The sequence below is a fragment of the Archangium violaceum genome, from assembly GCF_016887565.1.
Classification (GTDB): Bacteria; Myxococcota; Myxococcia; order Myxococcales; family Myxococcaceae; genus Archangium; species Archangium violaceum_B.
Window position 1 is genome coordinate 7015390 of sequence record NZ_CP069396.1, and the last position, 18160, is coordinate 7033549.

Genomic DNA, 18160 nt, shown 5'->3' on the forward strand with positions numbered 1-18160 from the left:
TCCCCTGGCTGGTCGTGCCACCAGCGAACGACCCGGCCTTATAAATGCCATGTGTCGGACGTTCCTCGATGGTGGCCGTCATGACCCGGGTCCAAACCCTCCCCCCTGGCATCCGAGCGAGGGGACCCTTTCGCCACCTGACGTCCGTTCAGGCAGGCGGGCGAGGAAGCGCGGGCTGTCCAGCGGGGTCAAGAGGGCTGCCGACGTGAAACAACAACCCCTCTCCCTCTGGGAGAGGGACGGGGTGAGGGTATGCACCCCCCGGGTTGAACCCGTGCCCCAAAGCCGCGCCTACTCGGCCGAGACCAGCGAGACGCGCTTGGGGTTGAACTTGGGGATGGCCTTGCGGTCGACCAGGTCGACCACGTCGAACCGGAGTGGAGGGAGGATCGGAGGAGGCTCGAAGGCGAAGCGATAAACGCTGCTGATCGAGTCGCGGTGAGCGATCAGCTCCCGAGGAGGAGCCGGGAGCGACTCAGCGGCGGAGCGCAGGTCGGCGAGCACCTCCTGGTCCATGCTGGGGTCGCACGAGGGATAGACGATGGAGGCCTGGAGGAGCCTGCCGGAGGGAGCCTGGACGAGCCGCACCTCCACGGAACAGGTGCGGCCCGACTTGCGCCGCGAGGAGGTTCCAGTGGCGCGCCATGCGGCGAGGAGCACATCCTGGAGCTCGCCGAAATAGCCGTGCACGAAGCCGTTGTGCACCTTCTGCTGGGCGACGAGCTCACGCAGTGCCGCATCGGGAGACCTGGGCACGGGGGCATGCAGCCGGGTGCCCACGGCACCCGTCCCCGACTCCTCCGAAGAGGCCCCTGGAGCAACCTGCGCCGAGGCATTCGGAAGGGCGCGAGGAAGCAGGGACCCAGGGCGCACGGGAAAGTCGGAGGCCGGAGGAGCGGAGGGGACATCCGACGCGAGGGGAGCGGAGGGCTCTGCGGAGGCGGGAGTCTCGGGAGGAGCCTGGGAGACCTGGGGAGCCGGAGCCGACTGAAGGCTCGGCGCGAGCCGGGTCCGCTTCCTGACGGGCGCGCGAGGAGGGGGAGCGGGCGCCTGGGCGACGGGAGCGGAGGGCCGGGTCACCTCATGGAACTCCAGCTCGACGACATTCCGGGCGGGAGGGACCACGGGGGGAGGAGCCTCGCGGAGCCACAGGAAGAGGAAGACGTGCAGCACGACGCTCGCCGCGACGGCCAGGACGAAAGGAAGGCGGGAGCGGGAGGGGGACACACCTCATCTTCCGACGATTCGGAAGGGCGGGCTACAGTGATGAACCGTGAGCGAGCACGCGGGCGTCCTGGTCGCCGAGCAACCACACTACCTGCCGTGGCTGGACTTCTACGAGCAGGTGGCGAGAGCGGACACGCTGCTGGTGCTGGACAACGTGCAGTGGCTGAGGAGGGGTTGGCAGAGGAGGGCGCGAGTGGCCCTGCCACCGGGGGCTCCCCTGCCCGCTCCCACGGAGCCGGCGTTCCAGTGGCTGACGATTCCGCTGGAGGGAGCGCATCGGGACACGAGGATCTCCGAGCTGGCGGTGGACACGGAACAACCGTGGACGCGCAAGCACCTGGCGACGCTGACGATGCTGTACGGGAGGAGGCCGTACTTCCGGAGCCAGGTGCTGCCGAGACTCGAGGACTTCTACGCGGAGGCGGCGCGGGAGCGGGGACCGGGCTCACTGCTGCGCACGCTGCTGGCGAGCATGGCGCTCTTCTACGAGCCGCTGGGACTGAAACCGCGAGTGGAGCTGGCCTCACCGCTGGACCGGTCGCATCCGGACAAGACAGGGCGACTGGTGTCGTACTGCACGCAGCTGGGGATGGACACGTACTACTCGGCGGTGGGGTCGCTGTACCTGAAACCGGGCCCGTTCCGGGAGGCGGGGGTGCGACTGCTGTGGCAGAAGTTCCGCTATCCGGCGTACGACCAGGGGCGAAAGGGAGAGCGCTTCGTGGTGGGCCTGTCCATCGTGGACGTGCTGTCGAACGTCCACGTGGACGAGGTGCGCAAGTGGCTGGAGCCGTCCCCGTGGGGACCCTTCGCGAAATCCCCTCTCCCTCTGGGAGAGGGTTAGGGTGAGGGTCTCCCCCACCCCGAGTCCACTCACTTCCCCTTGTCGAACCGGACGAAGTAACTCCGGACAGCGGAGTCGATGAGGTCCTGGTCCAACTGGGGCTGCATGCCGCGGTAATAAGCCATGTCGATCATCTGATCGAGCAGGTCACGAGGCTGGCAGGCGGCGAAGCGGCGGCCGACGGGCTTGTAATGGGTGTCGATGAGGTACTGGACCATGTCGGCGTCGTAGGGGACGCCGCGCTTGTTACACATGACCTCGAAGATCTGATGGAACAGCTCCTCGTCGGGGGGCTGGACCTCGAGCTTGTAGCGGACGCGGCGGAGGAAGGCGTCGTCGACGAGGTCGCTGGGCTCGAGGTTGGTGGAGAAGGCGGCGAAGACGTCGAAGGGGACCTGGATCTTCTTGCCGGTGTGGAGCGTGAGCATGTCGATGTCGCTCTCGAGCGGAACGATCCACCGGTTGAGGAGGTCCTTCGGGGAGACCTTCTGACGACCGAAGTCGTCGATGAGGAGCATCCCGTTGATGGCCTTCATCTGGAAGGGAGCCTCGTAGTACTTGACCTCGGGGGAGTAGACGAGGTCGAGCATCTCGAGGGTGAGCTCACCGCCGACGACGACGAGGGGCCGGCGGCAGCGGACCCAGCGGCGGTCATAGGGCTGGGAGTTGTCGTCCTCCTCGACGGGCTTGTGCAGGTTGCTGTCGTAGATGCGGACGACGAAGTCGTCGATGAGGATGGCGTGGGGGATGAAGATGTCCCCGTCGAAGCAGTTGACCATACCCTGGCAGATGGCTGTCTTGCCGTTGCCAGGGGGGCCGTAGAAGAAGATGGCGCGGCCCGAGTTCATGGCGGGACCGATGCCATCGAAGATGTAGTCGCGGATGATGAGGTCGCCGAACTTGTCCTGCATCCGCTGGCGGGTGATGCGGTTACCGCGGACGGTCTGCTTCTTCACGGCGTCGATCCACTCCTGGAGGGAGATGGGAGCGGGGCCGTTGTAGCGGTTGCGATCGAGGATCTGCCGCAGCACGTCGGTGGCGAACGTGGTGAGCTGGTAGATCATCGTGGACTTGCCGACGCCGGAGCCGCCGCCGCCGCGGATGTCGATGTACTTCTGGCGGCGAAGCCCTTCGAGGATGTCCTCGATGACGGAGGAAGGCAGCTTGAGGCGGTTGGCGATGTCCATGCCCCGCATCTCGCCGGCGAAGAAGATGGCCTTGAGGACGAGCTCCTCGACCATGGTGGCGGTGAGGCCGGTCTCCTCGAGGGAGCGGGGCTGGGAGGGCCAGAAGCGGGAGCCCGGGGGCGCGCCCCCACCATCGGCGATGGAGGAACGGCGCAGGGTGCCGGTCATCCGGGCGGGGCCGACGCCGCCGGGGGCGGAACGGCGCATCTCCGCGGGGACGGGAGGCAGCTCCGAGGTGGGGACGGGAGGGGCCGCCGAGCGGCGCATCTCCGCGGGGACGGAGGGCAGATCGATGCTGGGCACGGGCGGGGCCGCGCGGCGCTGCGGCTCGACGATGACGGAGGGGAGATCCCCACTGGGGACGGGCGGGGAGGTCCGCTTCTCCACGGGGACGGAGGGCAGATCGATGCTGGGCACGGGCGGGGCCGCGCGACGCTGCTCGGAGGGCACGGGGGGCAGCTGCTCGGTGGGGAGCTGGGCGATGCGGCGGCGCTCCTCGGGGGAGGGATTGCGGCGCTCGAGGAAGGGGCTGGGGCCGACGGGACGGCGCTCGGGGGGAGCGCCCTGGACGGGGGTCCGAGAGGGACCGCTGGGAGCCGCGGGGTTGGGCCCGGTGGAACCCCGGGGCCGGGGTGGCGAAGCCAGCACGTTCGGACCGGAGGCCGCGGGGGTCTCCCGGGGAGTGACGGTGCGGCTCGTATCGGTCTGGTACTCGGGGGGGTCGAATCCGGGGGGAGTCGCCCCCGGCCTCCGCTGCTCGGCCATGCTTGCTCCGGGTTGAGTGGACCGAGTGTAGCAGGAAGTGGCGGGGAGACCTGGATCCCTCCCGGAAAACGGAGGGCGGGGCGCGGACTCCCCCGGTGCCGGCTCGGTGCTAGCTTGGAGGGGATGAGCTTCTTCCAGGAACCGCCGAGGCTTGGGAACCAGTACGAGGATGACACCTTGCTCCGGAGCTATCTGGCCCGGGTACTCCCGCGGGACATGCGGGCCGGGTTGGAGGAGGAGCTCCGGGATCTGGGCGAGCTGGGAGGCAGGTACTTCTACGAGTTCCAGCTGAGGGACCGGCTGAACGAGCCGGAGCTGACGCAGTGGGACGCGTGGGGCCACCGGGTGGACCACATCGAGGTGTCGCCGCTGTGGAAGGAAGCGGAGGCGCTGGCGGCGAGGCGGGGGCTGGTGGCGGTGGCGTACGAGCAGAAGAACGGAGAGCACTCGCGCATCCACCAGTTCGCGCTGAACTACCTGGTGCAGCCGTCGCTGGACGTCTACTCGTGCCCGCTGGCGATGACGGACGGGGCGGCGCGGACGCTGCTGTCACTGGGGAACCCGGAGCTGATCAACCGCGCCCTGCCCCACCTGACGTCGAGGAAGCCCGAGTCGTTCTGGAGCTCGGGACAGTGGATGACGGAGCGGACGGGCGGCTCGGACGTGGGGCTGACGCAGACCCAGGCGAGGCGGTCACCGGAGGGCTGGAGACTGTACGGGACGAAGTGGTTCACCTCGGCGACGACGGCGCAGATGGCGCTGACGCTGGGGAGGCCGGAGGGGAACGGACCCGGGGGCAAGGGGCTGGCGATCTTCTACGTGGAGACGCGGAAGCCGGACGGGAGCCTGAACGGAATCCAGATCAACCGGCTGAAGGACAAGCTGGGAACGAGGAAGGTGCCGACGGCGGAGCTGACGCTGGACGGGACGCTGGCGACACCGGTGGCGGGGCTGACGGACGGCATCCGGAACATGGCGTGGATGCTGAACGTGACGCGGACGTGGAACGCGATGGGCGCCGCGTGGAGCATGAGGCGGGCGCTGGCGCTGGCGAGGGACTACGCGAGCAAGCGGGTGCAGTTCGGGGCGCGGCTGTCGGAGAAGCCGCTGCACGTGGACACGCTGGCGGGGCTGGAGGCGGAGTTCCACGGAGGCTTCCTGCTGGCGTTCCGGGCGGTGGAGCTGCTGGGGAAGATGGAGGCGAAGACGGCGACGGAGGAGGAGCTGCTGTTGCAGCGGCTGGTGACGCCGTTGGCGAAGCTGACGACGGGGCGGCAGGTGGTGCACGTGACGTCGGAGGCGGTGGAGAGCTTTGGCGGAGCGGGCTACGTGGAGGACACGGGGCTGCCGAGGGTGCTGGCGGACGCGCAGGTGCTGTCCATCTGGGAGGGGACGACGAACGTGCTGTCGCTGGACACGCTGAGGGCGATGGCGAAGGGGGGCTCGCTGGAGGCGCTGTACACGGACGTGGAGCGGCGGCTGAGCGCGGCGAAGAACGCGGGCCTGCGGCCGTGCGTGGCGGCGGCGCAGGACGCGCTGGAGAAGGCGCGAACGTGGGTGATGAAGGCGATGGAGAACCCGGCGGGGGTGGAGGCCGGAGCGAGGCGGTTCTCGCTGACGCTGGGCCGCACCTACGAGCTGGCGCTGCTGGTGGAGCACGCGCAGTGGTGCCTGGACAACGGGCACGGCCCGAAGACGATGGCGGCGGCGCGGAGGCTCATGCGCAACGGCGTGGACCAGATCGCCGAGATGGATTTGGACGACTCGCGGCTGCTGATGTCCTGATTCGTCGAGCAGAATCCGCGAATCGGTTTCGCGGTCGGAGGAACTCGGTGTGGCGTGGTTCGGCTTTCATGGCACTGGCTGGACCGTGTCCGCCTGCCGCGCTACGCCTCGCGAGAACTCCGTCAGCTCGTGAAGGGTATCGGGCAGGCCGAGGATGTCATTGTGGCGCCTGCCCTCGATGAGACGCACGGTCGCGTTCGGAAACAAGGTTCCCATCCGCCGCCCCATGTCCGTGGGGATGATCTCATCCCGAGTCCCGTGGACGATGAGCACCGGTAACTTCAGCTCGGGTGCCTTGGACGCACTGTCGAATCGGTCCCTCGCGAGCAGTCTCACGGGCAGCCACGGGAAGACCTTCGCCCCCATGTCCACGATCGAGGTGTACGGTGTGATGAGCACCAGCCGCACTCCGTGGCCTCGTTTCGCCATCTCGACCGCCACACCCGACCCGAGCGACTGTCCCTGCAGCACCGTGCGCTCTCGAGGCACACCCAGTTCCCGGTGCAGGTACTCCAACGCTGTCTCCGCCGCCGCGTAGGAGCCCTCCTCCGAAGGCCCCTGCTCGGTCGCGAGCCCGTAACCTGGGAACTCCACCGCGTAGAAACCAAGTCCCGCCTCCTGGTAGTGCTGCGCCAGCCACTCCACGTCCGCGAGCTGCTCGCCGTTGCCATGGAAGTGCACCACCGTGGGCGCTCCTTCCGGCGCGGGCACGTGGAAGGCGTAGGCCGTCGAGCCCTCCGGTCCGGAAATGCGCAGAAGCGAGGCCCCGGGCAGCTCCGGCTCACGCGCCCCTGGCGGTGCTGGGAACAGAATGTGCCGCTGATTCAAGAACACCAAAACGCACAGGCCCACGTAGCCGATGACCAGCGTCACCAACAGCATCAACAGCATCCGCCTAGCTCTCCGAAGAAGATGCTTCATGGCGGCACCTTAGCGGCATACGAAGCTCCGCGTCAGAACAGATCGGAGTGCCATCCGCCTCGGCCTCAGAAGCTCTCCTTGAACCCATGTTCGAGGAGGTCACTCTTCGGCAGGATCCAGGGCCCAGGTCCCCTCTTCCCAACGCTGCAAGGCCTCGGATGCCCCGAATGCAGCCAACCCCGCTCCCTTCGATATTTCCTCCAGCACGGCCTTGGCCTCCACTGTTCGGTGCCGGAGCAGATACGCTGCGGCCATCACGCGAACATCCATGCGCGGATGATTGAACAAAGCGGCGAGAGCATCCCGTCCGGCATCTCCATGAGCACACAGCTTCTTGAACGCGGCGAGACGCTTCTTGGCGTGATTGTTTCCTGTCTTGGCGTCTCCACGGAAAATCGCATCGGTCTGTGCCGCAGTGTGCTGGGCAAACACCTCAACGAGTGCATCGAGACTCATTTTTGAACTCGCCAAATTCCACTCCTGACATTCTCGATAGCTCTCAAACCAAATTGACGTTGGGCCTCATATGACCGTGTGTTGAGCCATTGCCTCACGGTCAGGCTTGGCGATCCGGTAATGAATTCCTGCTTCGATGAATAGAACGCGCTTACGTCGACATGCAGTCCCTCCTCCAGTGGGACAACATTCTCCGTGTTGTGCAGGCTTTCGGGGCCGAAACGCTTTAGATTGGCCTCGCGCTTCTCAACGATGTGGTGCCATTGCTTGCCCTCGCCCGCGGGTCCCATGAAGTCCTTGAAGTCATCGAAGGACTTGAACGCGCGATGGCCGTTGGGAAGAAGCCGGCCCTTTTTTGGAGTCCCAACCCCACTGCCCGCAAGCGAGGAACCACCACTGTTCCGAGCTGCCATGGCAATAGCAGTGGCTGGCAGGACAGCGTGGAGCGTCCCCTCGGGCACGGAGACGATGAGCCGCTCGGCTCCGGTTGCCGCATCCATCAAGCGCAAACCGGTGTTGACCTCTAGCGTCCGCGAGGCTTGCGCGAAACCCGGAAGCTTCGGCGCCTTGGACATGAGCGCCGCCGTTTCGCCTACGGCCGCCGTGCCCACCATGATGAGGATGCGCACACTGTTGGGACCAATGACCCGACCGAACCGCTCACCTGCCTCGCGCAGCTCCGCGAAGGTGGAAGCCCGCCCCGCGTCCTCATGGAGCTGCTCATAGGCCCGGAGGAGATCAAAGAATTCCCACCCGAGATAACCCCACATGAGCACGGTAAACGCGGCGGCCACGCCCTTCGTGACCGGCTCCGGTGCCAGCAAGAGCGCCATGTACCCCGTGATGGCGATGCTCACGGTGGCCAGCACCCGTGTGGGGTCGATCATGGCCCGCAGTTCCGCATCCAGGCCTTCCAACGCTGGACCCACGGCCAGGGCCAAGGCAATGGCACGCCTGTCGTCAGATTGCAGATGGGGTCCGTCGTCAAACAGGGTGAGGCAATCGCCCGGAGTACCGCGCCGCTCGCAGAGCTGCCCATAGGACCGCGCCAGGTCCGGTTGCTCCGCCTCTCCGCCCGAACCACCAGAGCCCGGCGGCAGCCCTCGGCGGAGCAGCATAGGAGCGGAGGCCGCCACCCGCAGCGGCATATCCAGCACCAGCGTCACCAAGACCGCCTTGAACTCCGAGTCCCCCAATCGCACCGGCTCGAAGTCCGTGGGCAACCTGGCGAAGACACGGGCGCCTTTGTCGCCCTCCTCGTCCCGTGACACCTCCGTCTGGCCCCGCCACTCCGAAGATTCCCGCTGCGTCGGCAGTTGGTCGCGGTTCACCGCCAACCGTCCGCCAGCAGGCGCTCCCGTGGCACACGCGCCAAGGAGCACCAGCGCAACCAAGGCCAGCGCGCCTACTCGCGAGCGCCGCCGCTCTCCTGGGGGAAAACCATAACAAAAGGACATGATCGCACCTCCTGTGCTGCATCCCCTGAGCCTACGCGAATCACCCACCTCGTGGGGAAGACCCTCACCCCAGCCCTCTCCCAGAGGGAGAGGGAGCATCCACGGATCCATTTCAGTGTTGCATTCGTGTACTTGCGACACTATGTTGGTGTCATTAAAACACGAAGATGAAAGAGGGGAAGGGCCATGTCCATCCGGTACATGAAGGCGCCGCCGACGACATACGTGATGCAGTTCAAGGACGGGCGGGTGAAGCGGGAGGGGCCCGGCCTCTCCTTCTTCTACTGGGCTCCCACCACCACCGTCGTGGCCGTGCCCCTGTCCAGCTCGGACGTGCCCTTCGTCTTCAACGAGGTGACCCAGGACTTCCAGGCCGTCACCCTCCAGGGACAGCTCACCTACCGCGTCTCGGATCCCAAGCTGCTGTCCGGTCTGCTCGACTACTCCATCAAACCCTCGGGAGAGTACGCCTCCGAGGACCCCTCGAAGCTTGAGGAGCGGCTCGTCCAGATCGCCCAGGTGCGTGCCCGCACGGTGGTGCAGTCCATGCCCCTGCGCGAGGTTCTGGTGAGCGCGGCCACCATCGAGGGCAAGGTGCTCGCGGCGCTGCGCGAGACCGAGGCGGTGCGGATGCTGGGCGTGGAGGTGCAGGGCTTCGCGCTCCTGTCGACGCGCCCCACCCCGGAGATGGCACGGGCCCTCGAAGCCGAGGCGCGCGAGGCCCTGCAGCGGCGCGCGGACGAGGCCATCTACGCCCGCCGCAACGCCGCCGTGGAGCAGGAGCGGCGCATCAAGGAGAGCGAGATCGCCACCGAGCTGTCCGTGGAGGCCGGTAAGCGGCAGATCCGCGAGGCGCAGATCGCCGCGGACATCGCCGTGGAGGAGCAGCGCGCTTCCTTCATGGACCGCTGGAGCGAGAACGAGCGCAAGGCCGCCGAGGCCAAGGCCTACGCACTGGAGAAGACGCTCGCCCCGGTTCGCAACGTGGACTGGAAGGTGCTCATGGCCGCCGCCGGCGGTGGGAACGATCCCAAGCTCAACATCGCCCTCGCCTTCCGCGAGATGGCGGAGAACGCGCAGAAGATCGGCGAGCTGAACATGTCTCCGGATCTGCTGCGCTCGCTGCTCGCGAACCCCTCCAAGTAGGTGCGCCATGTACGAGAAGATCGTCCTCGTCACCCGCAAGACGCGGCTCGCCGAGCTGGTGGAGCGCTTCAACACGCGCTCGCAGGCGCGCTTCTACCTGGAGCACGCCGGCCAGGACTTCGAGGACTACGCCCGCGAGGATGACACCTACCGGCGCTCCCTCGACGTGCTGCACAAGCACCTGGCGCTCGGCCTCCCCGTGCAGCAGGTGGACCGGGCGCTGGTGCCCACCTTCCTCTTCACCGGCAAGGAGCTGGTGGTGACGGTGGGCCAGGATGGCCTGGTGGCCAACGTGGCCAAGTACGTGGGCTCGCAACCGCTCGTCGGCATCAACCCGGACCCATCGCGCTTCGACGGCGTGCTGCTGCCCTTCGGGGTGGACACGGCACGAGTGGCGGTGCGCCACGTGCTGGAGGAGCGCGCCCGCTTCCGCGAGGTGACGCTCGCCGAGGTGGTGCTGAGCGATGGCCAGCGGCTGCTCGGGTTCAACGACCTGTTCCTCGGGGCGCGCACCCACGTCTCGGCCCGCTACACCCTGCACTACGAGCGCCGCGCGGAGTCCCAGTCCTCCAGCGGCATCATCGTCTCCACGGGAGCGGGCTCGACCGGCTGGCTGTCCTCGGTGTTCACGTTCGCGCGAGGGCTCACGGAGGCCACGGGGGGCGAGCCGGGAGAGCCGTGGCGACTCGCCTGGGAGGACCCTCGGCTGGCCTTCGTGGTGCGCGAGCCCTTCATCAGCCGGCACTCGACGGCCAGCATGGTGGGCGGCTTCGTCAGCGAGCAGCAGGAGTTGCAGGTGGAGTCGCGAATGCCCTCGGGCGGCGTCATTTTCAGCGATGGTGTGGAGGAGGACTTCCTCGCCTTCAACGCGGGCACCACGGCGCGAGTGCGTCCGGCCGCTCAGCGCGCCCGGCTCGTCGTCCACTGAATTGCGCGGCCATGTGCACCGCCCTGCACACACAGCCTCCACCGTGCGCAATCCGGGTGTCCTTTTCCTGTTTCCACGACGGAGATCCATCAGGGCACTGTGATTGCAATTCATTCACGCATGGCACAGAACCCTCGCTCCTTCCGGATGAAGTGGTTTTCCCTTCCGACCCTCTTCCTGGCTCTGGTCCTCGCCACACCCCAGGCCGTGCGTGCGCAGGAGCTCGGGGATGGACATCCTCCCGCCTCGGCCCATGTCCCGGGGACGAACACCGCCACGCCGCTCCGGCTTCTCGATGATCCCGCTCCCGCGACGCCACCGCAGTACGTCAAGGAGCCGAGGCCCACTGGGGAACGCATCCTCGCGGAAATCGGATTGGGAGTGGGAGTGCCCTTCGCGCTCGGCATCGCCACCACGGCCGGCGTCCTCCTCTGCAATCCCGCTTCCGATTCCCCCCAGACCAAGACCTGTCTGACGACCGTCCTGGTGGTGATGGGGCCCCTCGCCGTCATCGGAATGCCGTTGGGCGTCTGGCTGGGAGGGCGATTGACGGGCGGCCGGGGCTACTTCGTGGGTGCCCTCCTGGGAGCGGTGGTGGGTGTTGGCGCGAGCGCCGCCGCCGTCTACGGCGCCTCGCGGCTCGAGAACTCCGCGGGTCCCCTGTTCCTGAGCGCCCTCTTCGCGCTGGGCGCCCCCCTCGGTGGTGCCATCGCCGGGTATGAGATTTCCGCTTCGTTCGATTCCCCGCCGGACACGGACACAGACATGAGCGCGGGCACCGTCCGCCTGAGGCCGATGCTGGGCGCCCTGCCCGGCGGCGCGGCGATGGGGCTGTCCGGCACCTTCTGAGACCCAGTGCAGGAAGACCCTCACCCCAGCCCTCTCCCAGAGGGAGAGGGGGCATACACGGTTTCAGCCCGGGAGCGCGGAGGCGATCGGCTCCAGTTGCTGCACCTTCACGTTCGTCACCTTCCCCGTCTTCTCCAGCGTCCCCTGCCCCACCAGGAACAGCGCACCGTGGATGTCCTTGCGGAATCGCGCATACGCATCCGGTGGCACCACCAGGTTCGCGATCCCCGTCTCGTCCTCCAGGGACAGGAAGCAGAACCCCTTCGCCGTGGGCGGCATCTGCCGGCAGATGAGCATGCCCCCCACCGCCACCCGAGCCCCCGCTCGCACCCGCTCCAGCCCCGCCGCCGTCACCGCGCCTCGCTTGCGCAGCGCCGGACGCAGCAGCTCCAACGGGTGCTTCTCCAGCGACAGGCCCACCGTCTCGAAGTCCGTGCTCACCCGCTCCGCCACGTTCATCCGCGGCAGCTCCACCTGCGTCCCGTCCATCGCCATCCCGAAGAACAGGTCCGTCTCCTCCAGCGGGCCCAGCGCCTGGATCTCCCACAGCGCGTCCCGCCGCGAGCCGCACAGGCTCCCCAGTGCCCCCGCCAGCGCCAGCCGCGCCAGTTCGTGACGGGGCACCCGCGTCCGCCGCGCCATCTCCCCGAGGCTCGTGAACCGCCCGTCCCGCCGCGCCGCCTCCACGCGCCGCCCCGTCGTCTCCTGGAGCCCTCGCACCATCCGCAGCCCCAGCCGCAGCGCCCCGCCCTCCTCCATCGTGCAGTCCCACCCCGAGTGGTTCACGTCCACACCCCGCACCTCCACCCCATGCCGCTGCGCATCCCCCACCAGCGTGTGCGGTGCGTAGAAACCCATCGGCTGCGAGTTCAACAGCGCCGTCGTGAACGCCGCCGGGTAGTGGCACTTCAGCCACGACGACGCGTACGCCAGCAGCGCGAAGCTCGCCGAGTGGCTCTCCGGGAAGCCGTAGTGCGCGAACCCCCGGAACTGGCGGAACAGCGTGTCCACGTACTCGGGCGTGTACCCCCGCGCGACTCCGCCCTCGACGAAGCGTTGGTGGAATGGCCCCAGCCGCTCCTCCGCGCGCTTGTGAGACAGCGCCCGCCGCAGTCCGTCCGCCTCCGCCGGCGTGAAGCCCGCCACCGCCATCGCCAGCTTCATCGCCTGCTCCTGGAAGAGCGGCACCCCCAGCGTCTTCTGGAGGATCTTCCGCACGTCCTCCGATGGGTACTCCACCGGCTCCCGCCCCTCCCTCCTCCGCAGGTACGGGTGCACCATGTCTCCCACGATGGGCCCCGGACGGATGAGCGCGATCTCCACCACCAGGTCGTAGAAGCACCGCGGCTTCAGCCTCGGCAGCATGTTCATCTGCGCCCGGCTCTCGATCTGGAACACCCCGATCGAGTCCGCGTTGCACAGCATGTCGTAGACCCGGGGGTCCTCCGCCGGAATCGTGGCCAGCGTCAGCTCGCGCCCGTGGTGCTCCTTGATCAGCGCCAGGCACTTCGCCAGCGCCGTCAGCATCCCCAGCCCCAGCAGATCCACCTTCAGGACACCCACCGCCTCCAGGTCGTCCTTCTCCCACTGCACCACCGTGCGGCCCTTCATCGCCGCGTTCTCCACCGGGATCATCTCCACCAGCGGCTCGCGCGTGATCACGAACCCGCCCACGTGGATGGAGAGGTGTCTCGGGAAGCTCTCGATCTCCCGCGCCAGCGCGAGCGTCTGCCGCACCCGCCGGTCCTCCTCCGACAGCCCCACCTCCTTCAGCAGCTCCGTCGACATCTCGCCGCCGTGCGAGCCCGCCACCTTCGCCAGCCGATCCACCTGATCCAACGACAGCCCGAGCGACTTGCCCACCTCGCGCAGCGCCAGCCGTCCCCGGTAGCAGATGACCTCGCACACCATGCCCGCCCGGTGCCGGCCGTGCTTCTCGTAGACGTACTGCAGCACCTCCTCGCGCCGCTCGTGCTCGAAGTCCACGTCGATGTCCGGCGGCTCCTTGCGCTCCATGCTCAGGAAGCGCTCGAAGAGCAGCCCCATTCGCACCGGATCGATCGCCGTCACGCCCAGCGCGTAGCAGACCGCCGAGTTCGCCGCGCTCCCACGCCCCTGGCAGAGGATTCCCCTCGAGCGCGCGAACCGGACGATGTCCCAGATCGCCAGGAAGTACCCCGCGAAGTCCAACGCCGCGATGAGCTTCAGCTCGTGCTCGATCTGCTTCACCACCTCGGGTGGGACTCCTCCCGGGTAGCGCACCTGAAGTCCCTGGTACGTCAGCTCGCGCAGCCAGCTCGACGTCGTGTGCCCCTGCGGCAGGTCCTGCTCCGAGAAGTGGTAGCGCAGCCCGTCCAGCGTCGCGTTGCAGCGGCTCGCCAGCTCCAGCGTGCGCTCCAGCGCCTCCGGGCAGTCCGCGAACAGCCGCGCCATCTCCTCCGGCCCCTTCAGCGTCCGCTCCGCGTTGGGCAACCGCCTCGTCCCCAACTGCCCCAGCGTCGTCTTGTACCGGATGGCCGTGAGCACGTCCTGCAACGGCTGGCGGCTCCGGTGGTGCGTGTGCACGTCGTTGTGCGCGCACAGCGGGGCTCCGAGGCTCTTCGCCAGGGCCTTCGACCGCGCTACCCGCGCCTCGTCTCCCGAGGACAGTGAGCGGCTCACGCCGACGTAGAAGCGCTCCGCGAAGGCCTCCGCCAGCGGCGCCACCTGCTCCGCTGGCACCGGAAACGGCAGCAGCGCCAGGAGCCCCTGGTTCTCCTCGGCCAGCTCTCGCCAGGGCAGGCCCGCCTCCCCCTTCGGGTGCATCATCCGGCTCTTCGAGATCAGCCGGCTCAGGTTCGCGTAGCCCCTCGCGTCCTGCGCGTACAGCACCACCGGCGGCCCATCCAGCAGCGTCAGCTCGCTCGCCAGCAGGTACTTGATTCCCGCTTCCCTCGCCGCCAGGTGCGCCTTCACCGCCCCGTACAGCCCATCCCCGTCCGCCAATGCCACCGCCGGCAGGCCCAGCTCGGCCGCCGCCTGGATCAGCTCCTCGGGGTGCGATGCCCCGCGTAGAAACGAGAAGTTCGATCGGCAGACCAGCTCGGCGTACACGCTCGCCAAGCTACTGAGCGGCCGTTCAGGCGGAAGGTCCGCCCCGGTAGGTATGTTGTGTCTACCCGTCGTGTCACGTCACTTTTCAAGTGAGATCCATCGGCGTGACCTTCTCCGGGAGTGTGGACTCGGGTTGGAACTCGAGACGTCTGATCCAGACCCTCACCCTGGCCCTCTCCCAGAGGGAGAGGGGATTTACACGGGCTCGAGCCTGGGGGACGGATACCCTCACCCCAGCCCTCTCCCGAAGGGAGAGGGGGTTGTGTGTCTCCCCTCCACGCTAGGATGGTGATGTGTTCCTTGGGCGTCAGATGACCCTCCCTCGAGGGCTCCGGATACGGTTCACTCCGGCGTGGTGGATGGGCGTGCTGCTCCTCGTGCTCGGCCTCGCCTGCTCTCGCGGGGGCTCACCGCCTCCTCGCGCTCTCGTCCACGAGGCCTATGTCTGGCAACGCGGCTGGAGCCCGGAGCTGGTCCAGGCCGTCACGCAGGCCCCCTCCGAGCTCGGCGCGCTCCGCGTGCTGGCGCGGGAACGCTCGGGACCGGCACGCACCCCCGTGGACGTGGCGGTGGACGTGGAGAGCCTGGCGCGGAGCGGTCGCGAGGTGGTCGCGGTCATGCGGGTGGATGGTACAGCGCCACTCGATGGCATCTCCCTCCAGGAGGTCGCCACGCATGCCCGTGCCTGGCGGGCCAGGGGCGTCCGCGTACGCGGCATCGAGCTCGACCACGACTGTGCCACCGCGGCACTGGCCGACTACGCGAACTGGCTGGCGCGCGAACGGACGGCGATGGGAGACCTGCCGCTCTCCATCACGGCGCTCCCCACGTGGGTTTCTTCTCCCGCGCTCGCCCGTCTGGCCTCCATCCCCGAGGACGTCGTCCTCCAGGTGCACGCGGTACGCGCCCCCACCCTCTTCACTCCCGAGGAAGCCCGAGGCTTCGTCGAAGCCTGGTCGAAGGCCACCGGCCGCCCCTTCCACGTGGCACTCCCCACCTACCGTGTGCGTCTGCGCGACGGGACACGCCTGTCCGCCGAGCCTCGGGACGTGGCCCGGTTCCTCTCCGGGCTCCGCGAGCACCCCGTGGCGGGCGTGACGGGCGTCATCTGGTTCCGGCTCGGTCATCGCGGTGACCCCGAGGCCTGGAGCCTCCCCACGCTCATGGCGGTGGTGCGGGGCGAAGCGCTCGACCCGCGTTTCCTCCCGCGTCTGGTCGACGCGGGCGGGGGCACGCTGGACATCGTTCTCGAGAACACCGGCCGCGTGGATGCGGAGGCTCCCACGCGCCTCACCCTTTCTGGAAATCTCGAGGTCCTCGACGGCGTCGGTGGCTACACCGCGCGAGGGACCTCGCTCGTGGCGCGCACGCCTCCCCGCCTGCGCGCAGGCGAGCGCCGCGTCATCGGCTTCGTGCGGGGATCCGAGGTGGCCATTGCCTCTCCGTAATCTATTGGTGTGTCTGGTCGTCCTGGCGTCGTTCGCTCCCATGCGCCGCGCGCGTGCCTGCGGCCCCGACTTCCCTCCCGAGCTGCTGCACAATCGGGCCGCGACACTCGCGGAGCTGCCGGATGGACGCTTCGCGCACGAGGTCGCGCTGCTGGTGCCGAAGCCGGCGGAGCCCTTTCCCGTGGTCGAGAGCTACAAGGAGCCGGAAGGCGCCCGGGTGGGCGGCGGCGTCCGTGAGACGGAGCTGTACCAGTCCGGTGCCCAGGCCTTCCACGAGGGGCGCTGGGAGGAGGCCCGTGCCCGATTCCTCGAGGTGCTCGAACTGCCCGCCGAGGAGCGCCGCCGTTTCTCCCCTTTCGCGGCCTTCATGCTGGGACGTACGGCCGAGTCGACGCAGGAGGCCCGCCAGCGCTTCTCCGAGGTCCGCGAGCTGGTCCGCCAGGGCTTCGAGGATCCGCTGGGTCTCGCACTGGCGAGCTTCGGTGAGGAAGCACGGGCGCTGCTCGAAGAGGGCGACGACGTGGGAGCCCTCCACCTCTACGCGGAGCAGGTGGCCCACGGGAGCGATCTCGGGGTGATCTCCCTGTTGCAGGTCTCCCGAGCACTCGCCCGTGACGAGGCGCGCCTGCGGCGGGTGCTCCAGGATCCACTGGGGCAGCGCCTGCTCACGACCTATGCCTGGACGCGTGGACAGGAGTTGCTGTGGGCGGACGAGGAAACAAGAACGCCCGGCCCACTGGCCCGGCTGCTGGAGACGCTCGCGTCCGTCCCCGGACTGGCCGGGGCGGATCGGCTGGCGGCGGGAGCGTGGCGCGCGGGCCGCTTCGAGATCGCCGAGCGCTTCGCCGCACAGGAGCGGACCCCTCTTGCCTCCTGGGTGAAGGCGAAGCTGGCGCTGCGCCGGGGTGACAAGACCGCGGCGGATCAGTACCTCGCGGAAGCCGCGCGGGGGATTCCGGAGGCGGACGACTGGAGGGGCGAGGATGAGCCTCATCCGCGGCGCCCGAGAGCGCACGTGGAAGGTGAGCGAGCCGCCCTCGCGCTCATGCGCGGCGACTTCTCCCAGGCGGCGGAGCTCTCATGGGCGAGCTGCTCCTGGCCGGACATCGCCTACGTGGCCGAGCGCGTGCTGACGGTGGAGGAGCTCCAGCGGTTCGTCGCGGCCCATGCTTCCGATCCGAAGGACCGCTGCCAGTCCGAGATGAAGTTCTTCCCGTGGGGTTATGAAGGCGACGATGAAGGTCCGGGCCTGGACATACGCCTGCGCCTGCTGCTCGGAAGGCGCCTGATGCGGAGTGGACGGGGTCAGGAGGCCCTGGAGTACTTCCGGGGCACGAAGTGGGAGGAGTTCTCGCGGCAGTACGTGGACGCACTCGAGCGGGCCCGGGGAGCCTGGTGGGACAGCGTGGCCCGGGCACAGGCGCTCTACTCCGCGGCGAAGCTCGCGCGCGCTCACGGCATGGAGTTGCTGGGCACCGAGGCCGCGCCCGATTGGTCCTGGACGTACGGGGAGTTCGACGTGGGGGACTGGCATCGAGAGACGGAGCAGCCCGGCGAGAGCGCCGCGACGCGGGCCGTGTTGGGCGTGTTGGGGGACATCCCGCTCACCACGCAGGCCGAGGAAGAGCGGTTGGCCGCCCATGGGCCGACGCATCCCCTGCGCTTCCACTACCGCTCCACGGCGGCGGATCTGGCCGAGCAGGCCGCGGAGCAGGTGCATCCGCGCAGCCAGGCGTACGCGGCACTCCTGTGCCACGCGGCGCGGTTCGCCTCGAAAACCGAGCCGGAACGGGTCCAGCGCCTCTGGCTCACCTATGTAAGGAAGGGGGCACTCATCGAGGACGCCTGGCAGTTTGGTCAGAGCTGCCCGGAGCCGGACTTCGAGCGGCTGCGCAACCAGAAGGTCGCCCCACCGTGGAAGGTCTGGCGGCTCCGGACCGTGGTGACGGTGGGTGGCGGCATCATGCTGCTGCCACTGGCGGGCGCCGTTCTGCTCGTGCGCCGCAAGCGCAAGGACACGGGCGGCCAGGGCAGTGACTCATAGACCCTCACCC

The 18160-nt window shown here is 68.4% G+C and carries 13 protein-coding genes; 7 read left to right on the forward strand and 6 right to left on the reverse strand.

The annotated features are described in order from the left end of the window. Nucleotides 1-291: 291 nt before the first annotated feature. On the reverse strand, nucleotides 292-1227 hold the full coding sequence (locus JRI60_RS28120) for a TonB C-terminal domain-containing protein (protein WP_204218963.1): 936 nt from the start codon (nucleotides 1225-1227) through the stop codon (nucleotides 292-294). 46 nt (nucleotides 1228-1273) lie between these two features. Between JRI60_RS28120 and JRI60_RS28125 the strand changes: the two genes are divergently transcribed. Beyond that, the gene (locus tag JRI60_RS28125) at nucleotides 1274-2071 is read left to right on the forward strand and encodes a WbqC family protein (protein ID WP_204218964.1); all 798 of its coding nucleotides are present in this window, start codon (nucleotides 1274-1276) and stop codon (nucleotides 2069-2071) included. Between the two features lie 29 nt (nucleotides 2072-2100). Here the strand turns inward: JRI60_RS28125 and JRI60_RS28130 are convergent, their stop codons facing one another. Next, nucleotides 2101-4023 (reverse strand): ATPase, encoded by a 1923-nt coding sequence (locus tag JRI60_RS28130; RefSeq protein WP_204218965.1) that lies wholly within the window; start codon nucleotides 4021-4023, stop codon nucleotides 2101-2103. Between the two features lie 123 nt (nucleotides 4024-4146). Here JRI60_RS28130 and JRI60_RS28135 point away from each other — a divergent pair, with 123 nt between their 5' ends. Continuing rightward, nucleotides 4147-5808, forward strand: coding sequence for an acyl-CoA dehydrogenase family protein (locus JRI60_RS28135; protein WP_204218966.1), 1662 nt, complete (start codon nucleotides 4147-4149; stop codon nucleotides 5806-5808). Between the two features lie 66 nt (nucleotides 5809-5874). Here JRI60_RS28135 and JRI60_RS28140 read toward each other — a convergent pair whose 3' ends face one another. The 3 genes from JRI60_RS28140 to sitA5 all read right to left on the reverse strand — a co-directional run bounded on the left by JRI60_RS28140 (nucleotide 5875) and on the right by sitA5 (nucleotide 8642). Beyond that, nucleotides 5875-6699: an alpha/beta hydrolase gene (locus JRI60_RS28140; RefSeq protein ID WP_204218967.1), complete on the reverse strand. Its 825-nt coding sequence runs from the start codon at nucleotides 6697-6699 to the stop codon at nucleotides 5875-5877. A 129-nt stretch (nucleotides 6700-6828) separates the two neighbouring features. Beyond that, nucleotides 6829-7185, reverse strand: a complete 357-nt coding sequence (locus JRI60_RS28145) for a DUF2019 domain-containing protein (RefSeq protein ID WP_204218968.1) — start codon at nucleotides 7183-7185, stop codon at nucleotides 6829-6831. Then, a complete protein-coding gene (gene sitA5, locus JRI60_RS28150; RefSeq protein ID WP_204218969.1) occupies nucleotides 7182-8642 on the reverse strand; it encodes a SitA5 family polymorphic toxin in 1461 nt (486 codons plus the stop codon). The genes JRI60_RS28145 and sitA5 overlap by 4 nt, the downstream gene beginning before the upstream one ends. Before the next feature lie 186 nt (nucleotides 8643-8828). Between sitA5 and JRI60_RS28155 the strand changes: the two genes are divergently transcribed. The 3 genes from JRI60_RS28155 to JRI60_RS28165 all read left to right on the forward strand — a co-directional run bounded on the left by JRI60_RS28155 (nucleotide 8829) and on the right by JRI60_RS28165 (nucleotide 11565). Next, complete coding sequence (locus JRI60_RS28155) at nucleotides 8829-9788, forward strand: SPFH domain-containing protein (RefSeq protein ID WP_204218970.1); 960 nt, start codon at nucleotides 8829-8831, stop codon at nucleotides 9786-9788. Nucleotides 9789-9795: 7 nt separating this feature from the next. Further along, on the forward strand, nucleotides 9796-10716 hold the full coding sequence (locus tag JRI60_RS28160) for an NAD+ kinase (RefSeq protein WP_204218971.1): 921 nt from the start codon (nucleotides 9796-9798) through the stop codon (nucleotides 10714-10716). Nucleotides 10717-10836: 120 nt separating this feature from the next. Continuing rightward, entirely contained in the window at nucleotides 10837-11565 is a 729-nt protein-coding gene (locus tag JRI60_RS28165; RefSeq protein WP_204218972.1) for a hypothetical protein, read from the forward strand. 63 nt (nucleotides 11566-11628) lie between these two features. Here JRI60_RS28165 and JRI60_RS28170 read toward each other — a convergent pair whose 3' ends face one another. After that, a complete protein-coding gene (locus JRI60_RS28170; protein WP_239469758.1) occupies nucleotides 11629-14658 on the reverse strand; it encodes an error-prone DNA polymerase in 3030 nt (1009 codons plus the stop codon). Nucleotides 14659-15017: 359 nt separating this feature from the next. Between JRI60_RS28170 and JRI60_RS28175 the strand changes: the two genes are divergently transcribed. Both JRI60_RS28175 and JRI60_RS28180 read left to right on the forward strand, forming a co-directional pair. After that, a complete protein-coding gene (locus tag JRI60_RS28175; RefSeq protein WP_239469759.1) occupies nucleotides 15018-16106 on the forward strand; it encodes a DUF3142 domain-containing protein in 1089 nt (362 codons plus the stop codon). Nucleotides 16107-16146: 40 nt separating this feature from the next. Beyond that, complete coding sequence (locus JRI60_RS28180; protein ID WP_239469760.1) at nucleotides 16147-18150, forward strand: hypothetical protein; 2004 nt, start codon at nucleotides 16147-16149, stop codon at nucleotides 18148-18150. Nucleotides 18151-18160 lie beyond the last annotated feature (10 nt).

Coding starts and splice junctions, on each gene's coding strand:
- JRI60_RS28140 (WP_204218967.1), bottom strand. CDS start 6,699: ATGCTGTTGATGCTGTTGGTGACGCTGGTCATCGGCTACGTGGGCCTG.
- JRI60_RS28145 (WP_204218968.1), bottom strand. CDS start 7,185: ATGAGTCTCGATGCACTCGTTGAGGTGTTTGCCCAGCACACTGCGGCA.
- JRI60_RS28135 (WP_204218966.1), top strand. CDS start 4,147: ATGAGCTTCTTCCAGGAACCGCCGAGGCTTGGGAACCAGTACGAGGAT.
- JRI60_RS28180 (WP_239469760.1), top strand. CDS start 16,147: ATGCGCCGCGCGCGTGCCTGCGGCCCCGACTTCCCTCCCGAGCTGCTG.
- JRI60_RS28165 (WP_204218972.1), top strand. CDS start 10,837: ATGGCACAGAACCCTCGCTCCTTCCGGATGAAGTGGTTTTCCCTTCCG.
- JRI60_RS28160 (WP_204218971.1), top strand. CDS start 9,796: ATGTACGAGAAGATCGTCCTCGTCACCCGCAAGACGCGGCTCGCCGAG.
- JRI60_RS28155 (WP_204218970.1), top strand. CDS start 8,829: ATGTCCATCCGGTACATGAAGGCGCCGCCGACGACATACGTGATGCAG.
- JRI60_RS28175 (WP_239469759.1), top strand. CDS start 15,018: ATGGGCGTGCTGCTCCTCGTGCTCGGCCTCGCCTGCTCTCGCGGGGGC.
- JRI60_RS28130 (WP_204218965.1), bottom strand. CDS start 4,023: ATGGCCGAGCAGCGGAGGCCGGGGGCGACTCCCCCCGGATTCGACCCC.
- sitA5 (WP_204218969.1), bottom strand. CDS start 8,642: ATGTCCTTTTGTTATGGTTTTCCCCCAGGAGAGCGGCGGCGCTCGCGA.